The organism is Myxococcales bacterium (genome assembly GCA_022184915.1).
Taxonomy (GTDB): Bacteria; Myxococcota_A; Polyangia; order Fen-1088; family Fen-1088; genus JAGTJU01.
The window spans coordinates 811,545-828,125 of record JAGTJU010000001.1; the positions used below are offsets into that span (position 1 = coordinate 811,545).

13 protein-coding genes are annotated in these 16,581 nt (G+C 67.0%); 1 reads left to right on the forward strand and 12 read right to left on the reverse strand.

Annotated features, from left to right (window positions below):
- Positions 1–80: 80 nt before the first annotated feature.
- From KA712_03390 to KA712_03430, 9 genes are all read right to left on the reverse strand, one after another.
- Positions 81–842: a sulfite exporter TauE/SafE family protein gene (locus KA712_03390; protein MCG5051982.1), complete on the reverse strand. Its 762-nt coding sequence runs from the start codon at positions 840–842 to the stop codon at positions 81–83.
- 34 nt (positions 843–876) lie between these two features.
- Positions 877–1,740, reverse strand: a complete 864-nt coding sequence (locus KA712_03395; GenBank protein MCG5051983.1) for a hypothetical protein — start codon at positions 1,738–1,740, stop codon at positions 877–879.
- Positions 1,737–2,423, reverse strand: coding sequence for a sigma-70 family RNA polymerase sigma factor (locus KA712_03400; protein ID MCG5051984.1), 687 nt, complete (start codon positions 2,421–2,423; stop codon positions 1,737–1,739). Before KA712_03400 ends, KA712_03395 begins: the two co-directional genes overlap by 4 nt.
- Before the next feature lie 201 nt (positions 2,424–2,624).
- On the reverse strand, positions 2,625–3,851 hold the full coding sequence (gene nqrF / locus KA712_03405) for an NADH:ubiquinone reductase (Na(+)-transporting) subunit F (GenBank protein ID MCG5051985.1): 1,227 nt from the start codon (positions 3,849–3,851) through the stop codon (positions 2,625–2,627).
- Positions 3,852–3,921: 70 nt separating this feature from the next.
- Complete coding sequence (gene nqrE, locus KA712_03410; protein ID MCG5051986.1) at positions 3,922–4,530, reverse strand: NADH:ubiquinone reductase (Na(+)-transporting) subunit E; 609 nt, start codon at positions 4,528–4,530, stop codon at positions 3,922–3,924.
- Complete coding sequence (locus KA712_03415) at positions 4,484–5,158, reverse strand: NADH:ubiquinone reductase (Na(+)-transporting) subunit D (protein MCG5051987.1); 675 nt, start codon at positions 5,156–5,158, stop codon at positions 4,484–4,486. Before KA712_03415 ends, nqrE begins: the two co-directional genes overlap by 47 nt.
- Positions 5,155–5,940, reverse strand: a complete 786-nt coding sequence (locus KA712_03420) for a Na(+)-translocating NADH-quinone reductase subunit C (protein ID MCG5051988.1) — start codon at positions 5,938–5,940, stop codon at positions 5,155–5,157. Before KA712_03420 ends, KA712_03415 begins: the two co-directional genes overlap by 4 nt.
- Positions 5,927–7,156, reverse strand: a complete 1,230-nt coding sequence (locus KA712_03425; GenBank protein ID MCG5051989.1) for an NADH:ubiquinone reductase (Na(+)-transporting) subunit B — start codon at positions 7,154–7,156, stop codon at positions 5,927–5,929. The genes KA712_03420 and KA712_03425 overlap by 14 nt, the downstream gene beginning before the upstream one ends.
- Before the next feature lie 21 nt (positions 7,157–7,177).
- A complete protein-coding gene (locus tag KA712_03430) occupies positions 7,178–8,590 on the reverse strand; it encodes a Na(+)-translocating NADH-quinone reductase subunit A (GenBank protein ID MCG5051990.1) in 1,413 nt (470 codons plus the stop codon).
- Positions 8,591–8,809: 219 nt separating this feature from the next.
- On the opposite strand from KA712_03430, the gene lysA reads away from it, so the two are divergent.
- The gene (gene lysA / locus KA712_03435; GenBank protein MCG5051991.1) at positions 8,810–10,090 is read left to right on the forward strand and encodes a diaminopimelate decarboxylase; all 1,281 of its coding nucleotides are present in this window, start codon (positions 8,810–8,812) and stop codon (positions 10,088–10,090) included.
- Positions 10,091–10,114: 24 nt separating this feature from the next.
- Here the strand turns inward: lysA and KA712_03440 are convergent, their stop codons facing one another.
- From KA712_03440 to KA712_03450, 3 genes are all read right to left on the reverse strand, one after another.
- The gene (locus KA712_03440; GenBank protein MCG5051992.1) at positions 10,115–10,516 is read right to left on the reverse strand and encodes a DUF2845 domain-containing protein; all 402 of its coding nucleotides are present in this window, start codon (positions 10,514–10,516) and stop codon (positions 10,115–10,117) included.
- A 117-nt stretch (positions 10,517–10,633) separates the two neighbouring features.
- Positions 10,634–13,063 (reverse strand): SUMF1/EgtB/PvdO family nonheme iron enzyme, encoded by a 2,430-nt coding sequence (locus KA712_03445; protein ID MCG5051993.1) that lies wholly within the window; start codon positions 13,061–13,063, stop codon positions 10,634–10,636.
- Positions 13,060–16,530: a hypothetical protein gene (locus tag KA712_03450; GenBank protein MCG5051994.1), complete on the reverse strand. Its 3,471-nt coding sequence runs from the start codon at positions 16,528–16,530 to the stop codon at positions 13,060–13,062. Before KA712_03450 ends, KA712_03445 begins: the two co-directional genes overlap by 4 nt.
- Positions 16,531–16,581: the final 51 nt, after the last annotated feature.

Below are 16,581 nucleotides of genomic sequence, written 5' to 3' on the forward strand. Positions count from 1 at the left end.
GCCCTCTGGGTTTCGGTCTTTCTGCGGGCGTACGGTCGATGCGGCGTGCGGACCCCCATCGGGCCCCGGGCCGGGCTGCCTCAGGACCCTCGGAGCAGCACGTCCCACACCAGCAACTTGAGGGCCAGTGCGCCCACCGTGGCCAGAAAGAGGCTGCGGACGAACTTGTCGCCGCTCTTGATCGCGGCGTGCGCCCCGACGTAGCCGCCGAGCAGGTTGGCCACGGCGAGGGGAACACCCACCCGTAGATCGATGAGCCCCCCTGCCAAGAAGACGGCGCACGCTGCCACGCACGAGATCAGGTTGATGGGCTTCGTGAGAGCCACGGACTCCATCATGGTGAGCCCGAAAGCTAGCGTGCAGAGCACCGTCATCAACGTGGTGTATCCGCCTGAAAAGAAGCCGCCGTAGATCCCCAAGAGCGTCGCGGCCGTGTAGCCCACCGCGCGGCGCCCCGGGGAGCTGGCCACCGGAGGCCCCGACTGTCGCTTGAAGACGAGGAAGAGCAGCAGGGCCGCCATGGAGACGCCCACGACGACCTTGACGACGGTCTCAGGGAGTTTCACCGCGATGAAGGCCCCCAGGGCTGACGTGAGGGCCGTGATCACGCCGAGGGGCCACAAAAAATCCTTCTTGATGAGGCCGCTGCGGGCGAACCGCGCCGTGGCCGAGACCGTCATGAATAGCACCCCGAACATGTTGGTGGCCACGGCGTGACGAGGGCTCATGCCCATCGTGATCAAGATGGGCACGTTGATGAGGCTATTGCCTCCCGTGATGGCTCCCACCGCACCGGTCAGGAACATGAGGGCCGTCAGCACGGCGATCCAGGAAAGGCTCATGGAACGTGTCTGTCCTTGACCAACCCGGTTCCGCCTAGGCCCGTAGGGCGGCAGGAAGAACCCAGCGCGAGGCGCCCACCAGCGCGCCCAGACCCAACGCCAGGGCCACACCGGTGAGATGGAAGCCGAAAAGATGCGCGTGCGAGGGTGCAGCCTCACAGAGCACGTGCAGCGCGGCCTGGCCCGCGATCGCTCCTGCCCCGGCCGCTGCGGCGAGCGTTGACCGTGGGCGCTCGAACACACCCCGACGAACCAAGATCACCGCGTAGGCCAAGGTCGGCACGGCCGTCGCGAGCTCGAACGCCAGGCAGTGCAGGCCCACCCCGGCCTGCAGGGTCCCGCTTCGGCCTGCGTAGGCCGCCAGCCCGGCGGAGAGCAGCGGAAGCACAGCCGCAAGGGCCCCCAAACCGCCCAGGGCCAAAGCCCCCAACGTGGCCCCTGCAAAGGCGAGGGCCATGGCGATGCTGGTGGTGGGCGTCAGCGCCAGGGCTCCACTTGCCGCCAGGGGCACACCCGCCGTGGCGATGATGAGCACGGCAGCCAGGGCTGCATAGACGCGGCTGTGGCGGCTCGCCTGCACCACCCGATGCAGCGTGCTCGCCACGCGGGCGAGCGCGGCCTCGTCCGGAGCCCATGGGAGCGCGTCCCCCGCGCCATCGATGACCACCAGGAGGCTTCGAGCCTCACCGAGCGCATCGGCGCAGGGTTGGCAACCCGTTGCGTGGGCCTCGGCTTGCCGCCGGTCGAGGTCCTCGCTCGGCAGCGAGACCAGGCCCAGGGCGTCGCGCTGAAGCGTTTCGCAGCGGACAGGATCCGGCGTCCCGAGCTCCGCCTTGTTGAGCTCGCTCTTCAGGGCCTTCGAGGTCGAGCGCGGCGTGAGGGTCTTCGGGAAGCTCATGGCGCAGGCTCCTCGGGCTCTGCGGCCGCCAGCGGTCGACCCGCACCGGCAAGCGCCGCCGCCGATGATACACGCACAGAGGCGCTTGGCACCGGTTCGCCCTCGGGTGCTGGCTGCGCGAGGGCGCGGAGCTGCTTGCGCAGCCGTTCGTAGGCCCGAAACGCGCGGAGCTTGACGGCGCCTTCGGACGTCCCGAGCGCCGTGGCGATCTCGGCGAACGACAGGCCCTCGAAGCGGTGCAGGTGAACGATCGCCCTTTGCGATTCCGGCAAGGCGGCCAGGGCCTCCTGAACTTTTCGCTGGCGCGCCTGCGCGTCAAGGTGCTCTTCGGGCGAGACCGTTGGCTCGGCGTGAAGCGGGCTCTCCGCGTCGAGCGACTCGTCTTCGAGCAACTCCGTCTGCCCCGGCACACGTTTGCGTAACTCATCCACCCGCACGCGGGCCGCGATGGCGAAGAGCCACGGGCGCAGCGGCCGGTCACTTTGGTAGTCCTTGCGCGCGCGATGCACCTTGAGGAAGGTGGTCTGCATCAGGTCGTGGGCGATCGCCTGGTTGTTGAATGTCCGCATGAAAAATCCGTAGACCCGAGGCGCAAGCGCGGCGAAGAGCCGGTCGAAGGCCCCGCCATCGCCGGCCACGTAAGCGGCCATCAGCGCCTCCTCTGTCAACTCGTCGCGCTTCATGGAGGTCTACGGGGGTGCAGGCATTCGGTTACGGGCCAATTTGGCCCGAGCCGCCCTCGACAAGCAAGTTACGGTCTGTGTGCGGCACGGGGTTAGCCCGTCGAGAGGCGCCACCAGGACAGAGCCACAAGCGCCGCGAGCAAGAGCCCGAGCGTGATGCCTTGGCGCTTCGACAGGGGCCCGCGGCGCTGCACCCGGGTCTTAGCCCCCGAAGTCGTCGAACATGATGTTCTCGCGCTCGACGCCGAGGTTGAGGAGCATGTCCGTGACGGCCTTGATCATCATGGGAGGCCCGCAAAGATAGTATTCGATGTCCTCCGGGGCCGGGTGGGCCTTGAGGTACTGCTCGAAGGCCACCTGGTGGATGAAGCCCTTGAGGCCGGTCCAGTTGTCCTCCGGAAGGGGTTCAGAGAGGGCCAGGTACCACCTGAAGTTCGGGAAGTCTCGCTGGATGCCGTCGAAGTCCTCCACGTAGAAGGCTTCTCGTAGGCTGCGCGCGCCGTACCAGAACGTCACCTTGCGATCGGTCTTCAGCCGGCGGAATTGGTCGAAGATGTGCGAGCGCATGGGCGCCATGCCGGCACCGCCGCCGATGAACATCATCTCGTTTTTGGTCTCGCGGGCAAAGAACTCGCCGAACGGACCCGAAATCGTGACCTCGTCACCAGGCTTGAGATTGAAGATGTAGGACGACATCACACCGGGCGGCAGGTCGGCGCGTCGGGGCGGCGGCGTGGCGATGCGGACGTTCAGCATGATGACGCCTTTTTCGTCCGGGCAGTTGGCCATCGAGTACGCGCGGGTGACCGTCTCGTTCGAGACCGCTTTGAGGTCGAAGATCTTGAACTTGTCCCAGTCGCCGCGGAAGCGTGGCGGAACGTCCATAGTCTTGAACTCGATGCTGTAGGGTGGGCTCTCGATCTGGATGTAGCCGCCTGCGCGGAAGGGCACCTCTTCGCCCGGGGGCAGCTCGAGCACCAGTTCCTTGATGAAGGTGGCCACGTTGTTGTTCGATCGCACCCGGCACTTCCACTTGCGCACGTGGAACACCTCGGCGGGCACCTCGATGCGCATGTCCTGCTTGACCTTGACCTGGCAGGACAAGCGGCAGCCTTCACGCGCCTCACCGCGATTGATGTGACCTTCTTCGGTGGGCAGAAGCGAGCCGCCGCCCTCGAAGACCTTGACCTTGCACACACCGCAGCTGCCCTTGCCGCCACAGGCCGAGGGGATGAAGATCTTGTTGTTCGCGAGCGTTGCCAACAAAGTGCTGCCGCTTGCGGTCTTCAGGCTCGCGTTCGGGTCGTCGTTGATCGTGATCGTGACCTCGCCGCTGGCAACCAGCCTGGACTTGGCAGCCTGCAGCACCACCACCAGGGCGATGATGAGGGTTACGAAGAAAATGGCGCCAGCGATAACGGTGGTCATGAAGAGGTTTCCTGAGCGGGTCCTGGGAAGGGTCCTGGAAAGGTTCTAGGAGCTCGTGAGGGCGGGGGGACTAGAGCTGGATGCCCGAGAACACCATGAAGCCGATGGCCATGAGGCCCACGACGATGAAGGTCACGCCCAAGCCGCGAAGCGGCGCGGGCACGTTGGAATACTTCAGCTTCTCGCGAATGGCGGCCAGGGCCACGATGGCAAGGGCCCACCCGATGCCGCTGCCGACCCCGAACACCGCCGACTCACCCAGGGTGTAGTCACGCTCGGCCATGAACAACGAGGCCCCCAAGATCGCGCAGTTCACGGCGATGAGTGGCAAGAACACGCCGAGCGCGCTGTAGAGCGCGGGAAAGAAGCGGTCTAGGCTCATCTCCAGGATCTGCACGACGGCAGCGATGGTGCCGATCAGGGTCAAAAACGTGAGGAAGGAAAGATCCACGTCGAGACCAAAGGCCGCCAGGCTTCCCTCCTTGAGGAGGTTGTTGTGCAGCAGCTGGTTCAGGGGCGTGCAGACGCCCAGCACGACCGTCACGGCAACGCCGAGGCCGATCGCGTTTTCTACCTTCTTGGAGACGGCCAGAAACGAGCACATCCCCAGGAAGAAGGCCAAGGCCATGTTCTCAACGAAGATCGCCTTGGTGGCCAAGCTCAAGTAGTGTTCCAACACGGAAGGCTTCCTCTTTTTGGTTGGGTTTGTAGCTGCGGATGACCCAGATGAACCCGCCAATCAGGAAAAAGGCGGCCGGGGCCAGGACCATGAGACCGTTCGGCTGATACCAGCCCCCCTCGGTGACGGGCTTGAGGATCGTGATCCCGAAGAGCTTGCCGGAACCGAAAAGCTCACGCACGAAGGCCACGGCCACCAGCACCAGGCTGTAGCCGAGTCCGTTGCCGATACCGTCGACGAAGCTCGGGATGGGCTTGTTCTGCATCGCGAAACCCTCGGCGCGGCCCATGACGATGCAGTTGGTGATGATGAGGCCAACGAACACCGAGAGCTGCTTCGAGATGGCGAAGGCGTAGGCTTTCAGCACCTGGTCCACGATGATGACCAGAGACGCGATCACCACCAGCTGCACGATGATCCGGATGCTGGCCGGAATCAGATTGCGAATGGCGCTGACGGCGAGGTTCGAGAAAGCCGTGACCGCCGTGACCGCGAGGCTCATGACCACCGCGGTCTCCATTTTCGTGGTGACGGCCAACGCCGAGCAGATGCCCAGCACCTGAAGGGCGATGGGGTTGTTGTTGGCCAAAGGATCCAGCAGGATCTCGGACGTTTTGGGTTCGCTCATATTTCCCCCTTTTCCGCGCGGAGGCGCTCGACATAGGGTCCGTAGCCATTTTCGCCCAGCCAGAACTGGACCAAACCGGTCACGCCACGGCTGGTGAGGGTGGCGCCCGAAAGCCCATCGATAGCGTAAGGATCGTCAGCTACGGAGCCGGCTTGCCCTTTCACCACCTGCAGTTTGGGTACGCCCTCGCGGTCGTAGATCTGCCGTCCTGGCCAGAGCGACTGCCACAAGGGGTTTTCGATTTCGCCGCCGAGGCCAGGCGTTTCGCCGTGTTCGTAAAAGGTGATGCCCTTGACGGTGTTCCCGTCGGCCTCGAGGGCCAGGTAGCCGTACATGGTGGACCAGAGGCCCTTGCCCTGAACGGGAAAGATCACGCCGTCGAGTTTGCCGTCCTTGACGATCTTGAACAGCACGCCCTTGTTCGGGATACGCTGCACCTTGGCGGGGTTCTCCGGGGCCTTGGCGCTGCTGGCCGGGTTGGCCATCGCCTCTTGCTGGTCGAAGCTCTTGGCGTCGACGTCGGACGCGGGCGCGCCCGTTTTGAGATCCACCACCACGGGCTGGATGTATTGGTCGTAGCGTTCGCGGACCTGCTCTTTCGAGAGATCCTCCCCACCCTCCATGAGGCCAGCCACCGCGAGCACTTTGAGCTGACGGTCGATGGCCTTGTTGTCGAGCTGGCGAGGCTTGAGCGCCACCGCCGAACCCGCCACGAAGAGCGAGCAGACGCCACAGACCGCGGCGGCGAAGCCTATCGTGTAGGCAGTGCTATGCTGCGGCATTGCGTGCAATCCTTCGTTTGACGTTCGCGTTCACCACGAAGTGGTCGATGAGCGGCGCGAACATGTTCATGAAAAGAATGGCCAACATCATGCCCTCGGGGTAGGCCGGATTGACCACCCGGACCAGCACCACCAGGACGCCGATGAAAAAGCCGTAGACTAGCTTGCCCCGGTCGGTGAAGGCCGAAGACACCGGGTCCGTCGCCATGAACACGGCGCCGAAGGCCCAGCCGCCGAGCACGAAATGCCACTCGGGCCGCACGTTCATGAACGGGTTGGTCTGAGACCCCACCAGGTTCAGGAGGCTCGCCATGATGTAGGTGCCGACCGCAACACCCAGCATGGTCCGCCATGAGCCAACCCGGGTGATGATGAGCAGCGCCGCTCCCAGCAGGCAGGCGAGGGTCGATGTTTCCCCCATCGAGCCCGGCACCAGGCCCACGAAGGCATCGAACCAGCTTGCGTGAGCGAGCGCTTCGTTGCCCTCGACGGCGGCCCGTGACAGCCAGGTGGCTCCCGAGACGGCATCCGATTGCGCGGCGGCGGTGTTGGCGGCGATCCATACATTGTCGCCGCTGATCTGGCCCGGGTAAGCGAAAAACAGGAAGGCGCGCGCGGTGAGAGCCGGGTTGAGGAAGTTCATGCCCGTGCCGCCGAAGACCTCTTTGCCGAACACAACCCCGAAGGTGATGCCCAGAGCCACCTGCCACAGCGGAATCGTGGGCGGCAGCGTGAGTGGGAAGAGCATGCCGGTCACGAGGAAGCCCTCGTTGATGTCGTGCTTGCGCAGCACGGCGCCCAGCACCTCGACGTGACCGCCCACGAGGAAGGTCACGAGCAGGACAGGCAGAAAATAAAGGGCGCCGTGCACCACGTTGGCCACGACGCTCGACGGGTCGAAGCCCAGGCCAAGCGCTTGGTAAAGGCCGGTCTGCCAGTCGTCGAGCGGCAGAGCCCCCTGGCTTATCGCCAGGTGCGCTTGATACCCCGTGTTGTACATGGCCATCAGAATGGCCGGGATCAGCGCCACCACAACCGTGACCATCATGCGCTTGAGGTCCATGCCGTCGCGCACGTGCGAGCCGGTGCGGGTCACCTGGCCGGGGGTATACAGGAATGTGTCGGTCGCTTCGTAGACCGGATAGAGCTTCTCGAACTTGCCGCCCTTGTGAAAGGGCTTGCCTACTTTGTCGAGCGCTTCGCGTAGAGCCTTCATCAGTGCAACCTCACCTTTTGGTCAGCCCTCGGCGTAAATCTTCTCGAGGTTGGCCCGCAGCACGGGGCCGTAATCGACCTTGCCGGGACACACGAAGGTGCACAGCGCAAGGTCCTCTTCGTCGAGCTCCAAGACACCGAGCTTCTCCGCCTGTTCGATGTCGCCCACCATCAAGGAGCGCAGCAAAAACGTGGGCAGGATGTCCATGGGCATGACCTCTTCGTACATGCCGATCGGCACCATCGCGCGGGGAGAGCCGTTGGTGTCGGTGTCGAGGTCGAACTTGCGGCCGCCAAACAGCCTGGAAACGAACACGGGGAAGATCGAGAATCTGCGACCACCCGGCGTCATCCAGCCGAGGAATTTCCGCTCGCGCCCTTCGGTGAGAAGGCTCACCTGCATGTGGTAGCGGCCGAGGTAGCCGAACACGGCCCCCTGGGCGCGCTTGCCGGAGAGCACCGAGCCGGAGATCACGCGCACGTCCGGAGCGTCACCCGAAATGGCGCGCAGGCCACCCGCGAGCACCTTCGTGGCGTCGATGAGGTCAGCCAAATTGGCCCCGGCCCGCGTTCTGACGAGGCGCGGATTTTGAACCGGCGGACCTGCCACCGAAACGACCACGTGGCCGTCGAGCCTGCCGGTCTTGACGAGGTGGCCGATGGCCAGCACGTCCTGGTAACCGAGCCACCACGCCGTCCGGTTGCGTCCTACCGGCGCGATGGTGTGAATGTGCACGCCGCTCGTCCCCGCGGGGTGAGGCCCTTCGAATTCGTGGGTCTCGATGGCCGCCCGGGCCGCGGCCTTGAGGGGGGAGTTCGGGGCCACACACAGATGCGTTTTCCCGTCACTCAGCTTGGCGATGGCAGCCAACCCCACGGCGAAGTCGTCTTCGCGGCCCCTGACCACCACCTCGGGCTGCGCCGCGAGGGGGTTGGTGTCCATGCCGTTCACGAAGATGGCGTGAGGCGTGGTGGTCGGCGACGGAATGCGCGAGAAGGGCCGGGCCCGCAGGGCCGTCCACAGGCCGGACTCGGTGAGCAGCGCGACCACCTGCGCACGGGAAAGCTCTGACACGGGCCATCCGGTGAAGCTGGGGAAGGCTTCGAAGTTCCCGGCATCGGGGTCTCCGGAGAGTTCCTGGTCGTTCAGCTTGATGACCACGGACTGGAGCACGCGGCGCGCGCCCCGGTTGATGGCCTCGACCGTACCCGCGGCGGGGGCAGTAAAGAACACGCCGGGGGTCTTGCGATCCTCGAACAGCGCCTGACCCCGCTTCACCATGTCGCCCTCTTTGACGATCATGCGGGGCTTCATGCCCGGGTAGTCGTCGGCGACGAGGGCCACGGTGCGCACTTGTACCGTTCCCGCCGTCTCCTGGCGAGGGGCGCCCGAGATGGGCAAATCGAGGCCTTTTCGGATTCGGTGAATTGGCATGGGCTTCTCGGGACGAACGATCCTGCCCTCCTAACGCCACCCTCGACCACCCCTCGGCCCTGTGGGGCGAGATCCTACGCGTGATGCGAGCTACCAAATGCCGGGGCACAAAGCAATCAAAAGCGTGCCTGCAGCTCTCGATGAAACATTGCCCCGCGGGCTCTGTCGCGGGCGCTCTGTGGCGAGGATCCGGGCCTGTTGCTAATCTGCCGCGCTTTCATGCTCGACCTTTCCCGTTACCCCTTGAGCCGCCTGGCCGACCAGATCGGGACGCCGTTTTATCTCTACGACAGCCAGGTTCTCCGTGCGTCGCTCGGGCAGCTGACGCAACTCGTGCAGGGCAAACATCTCGCCTGTCGGTACGCCATGAAGGCAAACTCGGCGCGCAAAGTGCTCGAAACGGTGCGCGAGGCGGGTTTGTGGATCGACGCGGTCAGCGGCAACGAGGTGCTCCGCGCCTTGGCGGCGGGCTTTGCGGCGGGCTCCGAGCCGCCTGCCGTCATGCTCACCACGGACGTGTTTCGCGACAACGCGCTCACGGCGGTGCTCGAACATCACGTGTTGCCGAACGTGGGCTCGCCCGGCATGGTGAACGAGCTGCGAGGGGCAGGCTACCGGGGCCCGATCGGCCTGCGTGTGAACCCAGGCTTCGGGCACGGGCACGTGAAGTCGTGCGACACGGGAGGGCCTTCCTCCAAGCACGGCATCTGGCCTGACCAGCTGGAGGCGGTGCTCACCGCCGCCACGGACGCAAAGCTCCCGGTGGTCACCCTGCACGCCCACGTGGGCACGGGCCCCGAGCTGCGGGAGTTCGACGCGAACATGAGGCGCCTGGTGGCGTTCATGGCGCCCTGGTTGAAACGCTTTCCCGACGTGAACGCCGTCAATCTGGGCGGGGGCATTCCTCACCCCTACCGCCCCGGTAAGCCGGCCTATGACCTCGATGCCTGGTACCGTCCCGTGCTCGAGGACGCCGTGCGCCTGCTGGCAGAGGAGGCAGGGCGCCCGATTCGGGTCGAGATCGAGCCGGGCCGCTATCCGGTGGCGGGCATGGGGCTCCTGGTGGCCCGCGTCAAGGACATCAAGGAGACGCGCACGAACGACAAGGGCCCGGGGCACAAGTTCGTGATGGTGGACGCCGGATTCTCCGACCTGGTGCGGCCCGCCATGTACGGGTCGTACCACCACATCTCGATCGTGGGCCGCGGGGCCGGCCGGGCCGAGGAGCCTTTGGTGGTGGCCGGGCCGTTGTGTGAAAGCGGTGACGTGTTCACGCGCGACGATCGCGAGCTCCTGGATCCCCGCCTGTTGCCTCTGCCCGACGAAGGCGACCTCTTGGTCCTGCACGACGCGGGCGCTTATGGCATGGCCATGAGCTCAAACTACGTGTCTCAGGGCCGACCACCCCAGGTGTGGTGGGAGGACGGCCAGGCCACGCTCATCTCGCGCCGTGAGACCGTGGACGACGTGGTGAAGGCCGAGTGTGCCGAGCCCTTGTGAGGTTCCCGGGGCCTCGGCGGGGGCTCAGTGCTTCTCGCCGTAGGGCCCCGTGCGGACCTCACGCAGGCGTCCGTTTTCGAAAAACAGGAAGCGGACGAGGCGGCTCGAGCCCTGGTCGTAGGTCCACTCTTCGTGCTTGACCTCGACGACCCGGTCGATCCACGCGTTGCCCACGCGAACTTTGACGGAGCGGTACTCGACCCACGAGGTGATCGCGTCGGGATCACCACACAGCGACCGCACTTGGTAGGCGTTGTCGCCGTCTGAAACGAGGCGGGTGCCACAGCGCATGCCGTCGGCCCAAGCGGGCGCCACCTGCGGGCCTCCCGGGTGGTTCCAGGAGGGGAGTAGGGGGAGCAGGGCAAAAGCGACGGCGAAAGCCAGGAACGAATGCCCGAACGCGCGCGGCCATCCAGGGTGCTTCATGGGGGCGGGGAGCTTTTTCGAGTATAGCGCAGGTGGACCCGGGCGGCCGCCAAAGGGTGCTGTCCCGCCGCGCGCGCGTCACCTTGCGAGGCCGCGGTCTCGTTGCGCGACGCGGCCCTAGCGGCAGCGGCCATTGTCGCACCGTTGTCCGGGCTCACAGCTCGTGCCGCAGGCGCCGCAGTGGGCGCCGTCGCTGCCGAGCGACACGCAAGCGCCTTCGCAGTCCGCGAGACCTTGGGGGCAGCCCGAGCAGCAGCGGAAGCCCGTGTCCACGAAGGCAAAGTCCTCGCCCACGACGGTGGCCATGAAGCCACAGGCGAGGGCGGCGGGAATGCTGAGGTAGGAGCCGCCCCTCAAGGTATGGGTGCGACGGCCATCCGCCAGCACACCCCGGCAGTCGGTGGTCCACTCGGCCACGTTGCCGCTGAGATCGAAGGCGCGGGCCCCGCCGCCGAGGTCGGGGCCGGCGCATGCCGCGAAGGCGCCCACCGGGGCCGCTGACGCGCGGGCGGCGTCGAGGCCATTGCAGGCGTTGGGGGTGTAGCCGCAGCCGTAGGGGTAAGGCTGCACCGTCGGCGCAGGGCAGATGAGGCCGGCGGCGCAGGCGAAGCCCCACTCGTCGGCCGTAGGGGCGCTCGACGAGCAGGCGCTTTGGCGGGTGGTGCGGCAGAGGCGCATGCCCGCGCCCTCACAGGCGGCGAGCGCGCGGTCGTAGGAAACCGAGGTCCACGGCAGGTGCGCGGGGCCAAGCGCACAGGCGCGGCCGTCCAGCTTGCCCGGATCGTCGGCGGTGGCGTCGGGGCGGCTCGCCTCGAAGCGGTGAATGAAATAGTCGTTGCCGCCTGTGGTGACATGGATGACGTCGTCACGCACGCCCAGGCACGGGGCCCCCTGACAGGCGGGCAGGCTGCTGCCCTGTGGGTTGTCCCAGGGCTCGTCGGTGAGGCCGTCGCAGTCGTTGTCCAGGCCGTCGCAGCTCTCGTGGACCACGACGTGGTCGGGGGCGGCGCTGACGTCGCAGGCCGGGCGGAGCAAGCGATCGGCCTGGCAGCGCAAAACGCCGTCCTTCTGGCATGCGCCGAGGCCCTCGTCCTTGCAGGTGGTGCCCACGCGCGGTTGGGTGTGCTCGTCGGTCTCGGCGTCGCAATCGTTGTCGAGGCCATCGCACCACGTCTCTTGCCCCAGCACCTGATTGGGGGCGAAGAGCTCGACGGACGCCGGGTAGTTGCAGTACCAGTCGGGCGCGGTCCCGTCCCCGGCGGTGGTGCACACGGGATAGGATCCGAACCCCGGGTAGCGCGTAGAGCCCCCCTGGCCCTTGCCGCATTCGCCTGTTTGCAGACAAAAGTTTTCGGGTGGGAAGCGGAGGCCGGGATCGGCTTCGTCGGTTTTGCCGTTGCAGTCGTTGTCGCGGCCATCACACACCTCGGGGCCGTCCGGGCTGCAGGCGTATTCACAGCCGTTGTCCGGTGCAGCGTCGAGATCCACGAAACCGGCTTTGCAAAAGGCCACACGGCAGGCTCCGGCGGCGCAGCCGTTGATGGCGTTCGGCAGCGCGCACGCGTTGGTGCAGGCGCCGCAAAAGCGGGGATCGTTTTGCAGATCGAAGTCTTCATCGGTGGCGCCGTCGCAGTCGTTGTCCTGGCCGTCGCAGACGTCGGGCTCGGGCAGCTTGGCGTTCTGGCAAACGAGGCCACCGGGCAGGCAGGCCCACGTGCCAAGCGCGCAGCCCCCGCCGCAGGCGCCCGAGCCTGGATCACAGCCCACGATCCCGGTGGGGAAGCAGGCTCTGCCTGCCAGCGGATCGCTTTCGTCCGTGGCGCCATCGCAGTCGTTGTCCTGGCCGTCACAGGCGTCGAGGCCCCCTGCGCTGGGCGTGCAGGCGTACTCGCATCCGTTCTGGGGCGCTCCGTCCAGATCCACGAAGCCAGGCACACAGGCTTGCCTCACGCAGCGGGCGTTTTCACACAGAGCTCCCGCGTTGGCGAAGGCACAGGCACGGCCACACCCTCCGCAGTTGAGCGGATCGGCTTCGAGATCGAAGTCTTCGTCGATGAGGCCGTCGCAGTCGTTGTCCACGCCGTCGCAGAGCTCTTGCCCACCCGCCGTGAGGGCGCATTCGCAGCCGTTGATCTCGAGCCGGTCGAGATCGACGAAGCCCGGGTTGCATGCGGAAAGCCGGCAGCGCCCCACCGAGCAACGGGCGGCCCCGTTGAGCAGCGCACAAGCGTTGCCGCATCGGCCACAGTGGGAATCGTCCGTGTTGAAGTCGAAGTCCTCGTCAATGAGCCCATCGCAGTCGTCGTCGGCACCGTTGCACAGCTCGGCCGACGGCTGGCAGATCGTGCCGGCTTCGGGCGCCCCGGTCTCGAGGCTTGCGCCGTCGGGGGGCGGCGGGAGCACGGGGCCGCCCTCACGCAGCCCCCCGTCGGGGCGAGGCTGCGGGGTGGGAGCGCCGTCGGGGGTCTCGGCGAAGAACGGAAAGCTGCGCACCTCGCAGCCTGCAAAAAGGGCGAAGGCGCTGCAAAGGAAAACGAGGCGGTTCATTGCACACCTCCCGCACGGGCGCGGCGCCGGCGCCGTTTCAAGAATGAGAACGCCAGACCCAGGGAGAGCAGGAGGACGAGGGGCGAGGGAGCGGAGGCGCTGCCGGTGACGTCACAGCTACACCCCCCGCCTCCCGCGGCGGCCACCCGATCGAGGGGGTCGAGCCGTGGCAGCTGGTCGGGCCCGAGGCATTCGGCCACGCCGTCGGTGCGCACGACGCAGACGTCGTCGCCCTTGCAGGCCGTGGCCAGGCAGGGATCGGGCACGCAGGCGGCCCGCGTGGGCACGCAGACCTGTCCCGTGAGGCAGCGAATCAGCAGGCAAGGGTTGGGTTCGCATTGGCCGGTGGCCGGGTGGCAGAACCCCGTGCGGGCACAGGCCACACCGAGGCACCGATCGGGCGCACACTGTCCGAGGCGGCAGGCAAGCTTGTCCTGCGCGTTGCACCTGACGCCTCGACAAGACGCCACGCAGGACCCTTCGCTGCAATAGGTGCCCGCGGCACAGCTGACCGTGCGACAGGGATCGGGTTCACACACCGCGCCCCGACAGAGCTGGCCTTCGGGGCAGCCTTCGGTCTGACACGACAAGCACGAGCCCTTGTCACACCGGAATCCTTCGGGGCAGCTGACGCCTTCGCAGCGGTCGATGCAGCCGCGCTTGGGGTCGCAGCGGAACCCGGCCGCACAGGCCGTCCGCACGCATTCGTCCTGCACGCACACACCGTCGACGCAGGTACGTTCGCCTTCGCAAGGGAACTCGCCGTCGCGGCACTTCGGGGCGCATTCGGCAAACGCGCAGGCAAAGCCCTCGGGGCACGGGGCGAGGTCGTCGGTCTTGCCGTTGCAGTCTTGGTCTTTGCCGTCACAGATTTCGGGCGCGGGGCCCACTCCGCCCGTGCAAGCCCAGGTGGCGCCCCCCTGGCTGTCGGCCAAGCAGATGTTGGCACCGGGACGGCACTCGCCAAGCGGGCCCGTTCCCGGGGGCAGGCCCGGAGGCGGGCACATGCCCGGAGGGTTCAGGCCTTCGTCGACCTGGCCGTCGCAGTCGTCGTCGAGGGCGTTGCAGCGCTCGAAGCTCGGGTCGACGCTTTCGTCGCAGTACTTTCCGCCACCCAGGCAGCGCAGCATGCCTTTGCGGCAGATGCCTTCGTCGAGGCCGCAGGGCGTGGGCACCACGAGGTCGGGGTCGCGGGGCTCGTCGTCGGTCACTCCGTCGCAGTCGTTGTCCAGGCCGTCGCAGAACTCGGGGGTGGGGCCCCGGGCTTGCTCGCAGACGGGCTGGCCGCCTTCGCAGCGCCACGTGCCCGCCTGACATTCCCCCGCGGTGGGTCCGCAGGGGCCCGGCAGGTTGTCGGTGAGTCCGTCGCAGTCGTCGTCGAGCCCGTTGCAGGCCTCTTCCTCGGGCCCCTCTGCGCCCTGGCAGACCAGCGTGTTGTTGACACAGCCCAACACGCCCGCCTTGCATCGGCCTTGGCCCGCCTGGCCGGGACCGCAGGCAGCGCCAAGGCCGAAGCCCTCGTCCGTGAGGCCGTCGCAGTCGTTGTCCACGCCGTCACAGGCCACCTCGGGTTGCGGGGTGATGGCTCCCACGCACCCGCCGCACGTGCCGCCTTCGCAGGCCACGAGCCCGGTCTGACAGAGGCCGCGGCACGTCCAGTCGCCCGCCGGGGCCCCGCCGCACGACAGGGGAGTGGTGTTGCGGGTGCAACCCGCGGCGCCCTCGGGGTAGCAGGCCAGCGCGAACCCGTCGGTGATGCCGTCGCAGTCGTTGTCGAGGCCGTCACAGAGCTCGGGGGAAGGGGCCGTACCGCCCACGCAGAGGGCCTTTTTGCCCCCTTGCCCGTCGTCGGCGCACGCGATCTTGCCGCGGCGGCACGCGCCCACGCCCAGGCCGCACGCGGTGTCGGCGATGTCGTCGGTCACGCCGTTGCAATCGTCGTCGAGGCCGTTGCACACCTCGGGCTTGGCGCTGCAGGCGCAGGACAGGTTTTCGTCGACGAGGCCGTCGCAATCGTCGTCGGCGCAGTCTTGGGCGGTGGGGGCGAGGCAGCCGGGCGCCGAGCCGCAGCGCTCTTCGAGTGGGCTTGCCGCCCCGAGCCCTTGCGCCGGGCACAGGCCGGCCGGGCTTGCGGCACAGACGAGGCCGAGGCCGTCGGGAGAACACGCCAGCACCCCCTGCCGTTTGCAGCGCCCCACGCCCACCGTGCAGATCTCGCCCTTGCGGGGGAAGGTTTCGTCGATCGCCCCGTCGCAGGTGTTGTCCTGGCAGTCGCAGCGTTCGGACGGAAGCGAGGCGGCGATGATGTCGCCCAGCCGGGCCGTCAGCTCTGCGCGGTCGTTCGCGAGCAGCGCCGTACCGGTGCCGCCCGATGCGGCAATCGCGTTGAGCGAAGGATCGTTGACGGTGAAGCCCACGACGTAGGTGCGCACGCGCACGCGGCGCGTGCCCGCCGGGTTGCCCGCGCGCTCACAGCGGCTGTCGAGGGGATCCCACAGCCCGCCGTTCGTGCAGGCGAAAAACAGGTTCTCGGCCGCGATCGCGCCGTTGATCCCGCAATTGGTGGTGCAGGAGTTGGTCTCGATCCCGTCGGTGATGACAATGACGTTGTAGGACCGGCAATCCACCTGGCCGTCGCGGTTCAAAATACCGGGCTCGGGACCGGCCACGCTGGCGTCGTTCACCAGCCAGTCGCGAACCGCGTTGAGCGCGCCGCCGATGGGCGTGATGCCCACCGCCCGGAGCTCACGGTTCGTTCCTTCAGGGAAGGTTTCCCTGCCGTCCATCCAGGACAAAAGCTCGACGTGGTTGGCGCCGTTGGCAGCGGGGAAGCCCACCAACACGTCGCCCGCCAGGCCAAAGCCGCCCGCCCGGGGGTCGCTGCCCGTGCAGCAGAGGTTGCCTTCGTAAAAGATGTGGGTGGGGTCGTCTGCGGGGGCTGCGCAGCGCACGCAGCCGTTGCCCGTGGCCGTACCGCCCGTACACTCGTCGTAGTCGGGGCTGATGAGCGGGATGCTGAACCCGCAGCGCCCCTCGCAGACGTTGGCCGTGGGGTTGACGCTTTGGCAGCTTTGCAGGCTATTGCACACCGCGCCCAGCTCGTTTTGGTGATAGCGGGCCAGGGAAAACTCGGCCGCACCAAAGGCCGTGATGCTGTCGGTGAGCGCGGCTTTGGCCTGGAAGAGCTTGCTGTCGTCGAAAAGCCCGTTGCCGTCGAGATCGCAGCCGGGGTGCGTCTCGGAGCCATCGCCGTGAGTTTCCACGCGCAACGCGTTTTCGGCCATGGACCCCGAGGTATCCACCAGCACGACGAAACGCGGCTTGACCGGCGCCGCTGCGGCCAGTGGCGCGCCCAGGCCGAAGCACGCCCAGACACCGATGACCAAACCGATGACCAAGACGGAGCGGGCCGCGGGGTACTGGCCCCCCCGTCCACGTGGGGAGCCCCTGCGATGAGGTGATGCCATTGTGAAGGTGCCTATATTGACACCAGGCGCCACCTTTCAGGAAGACGGTTG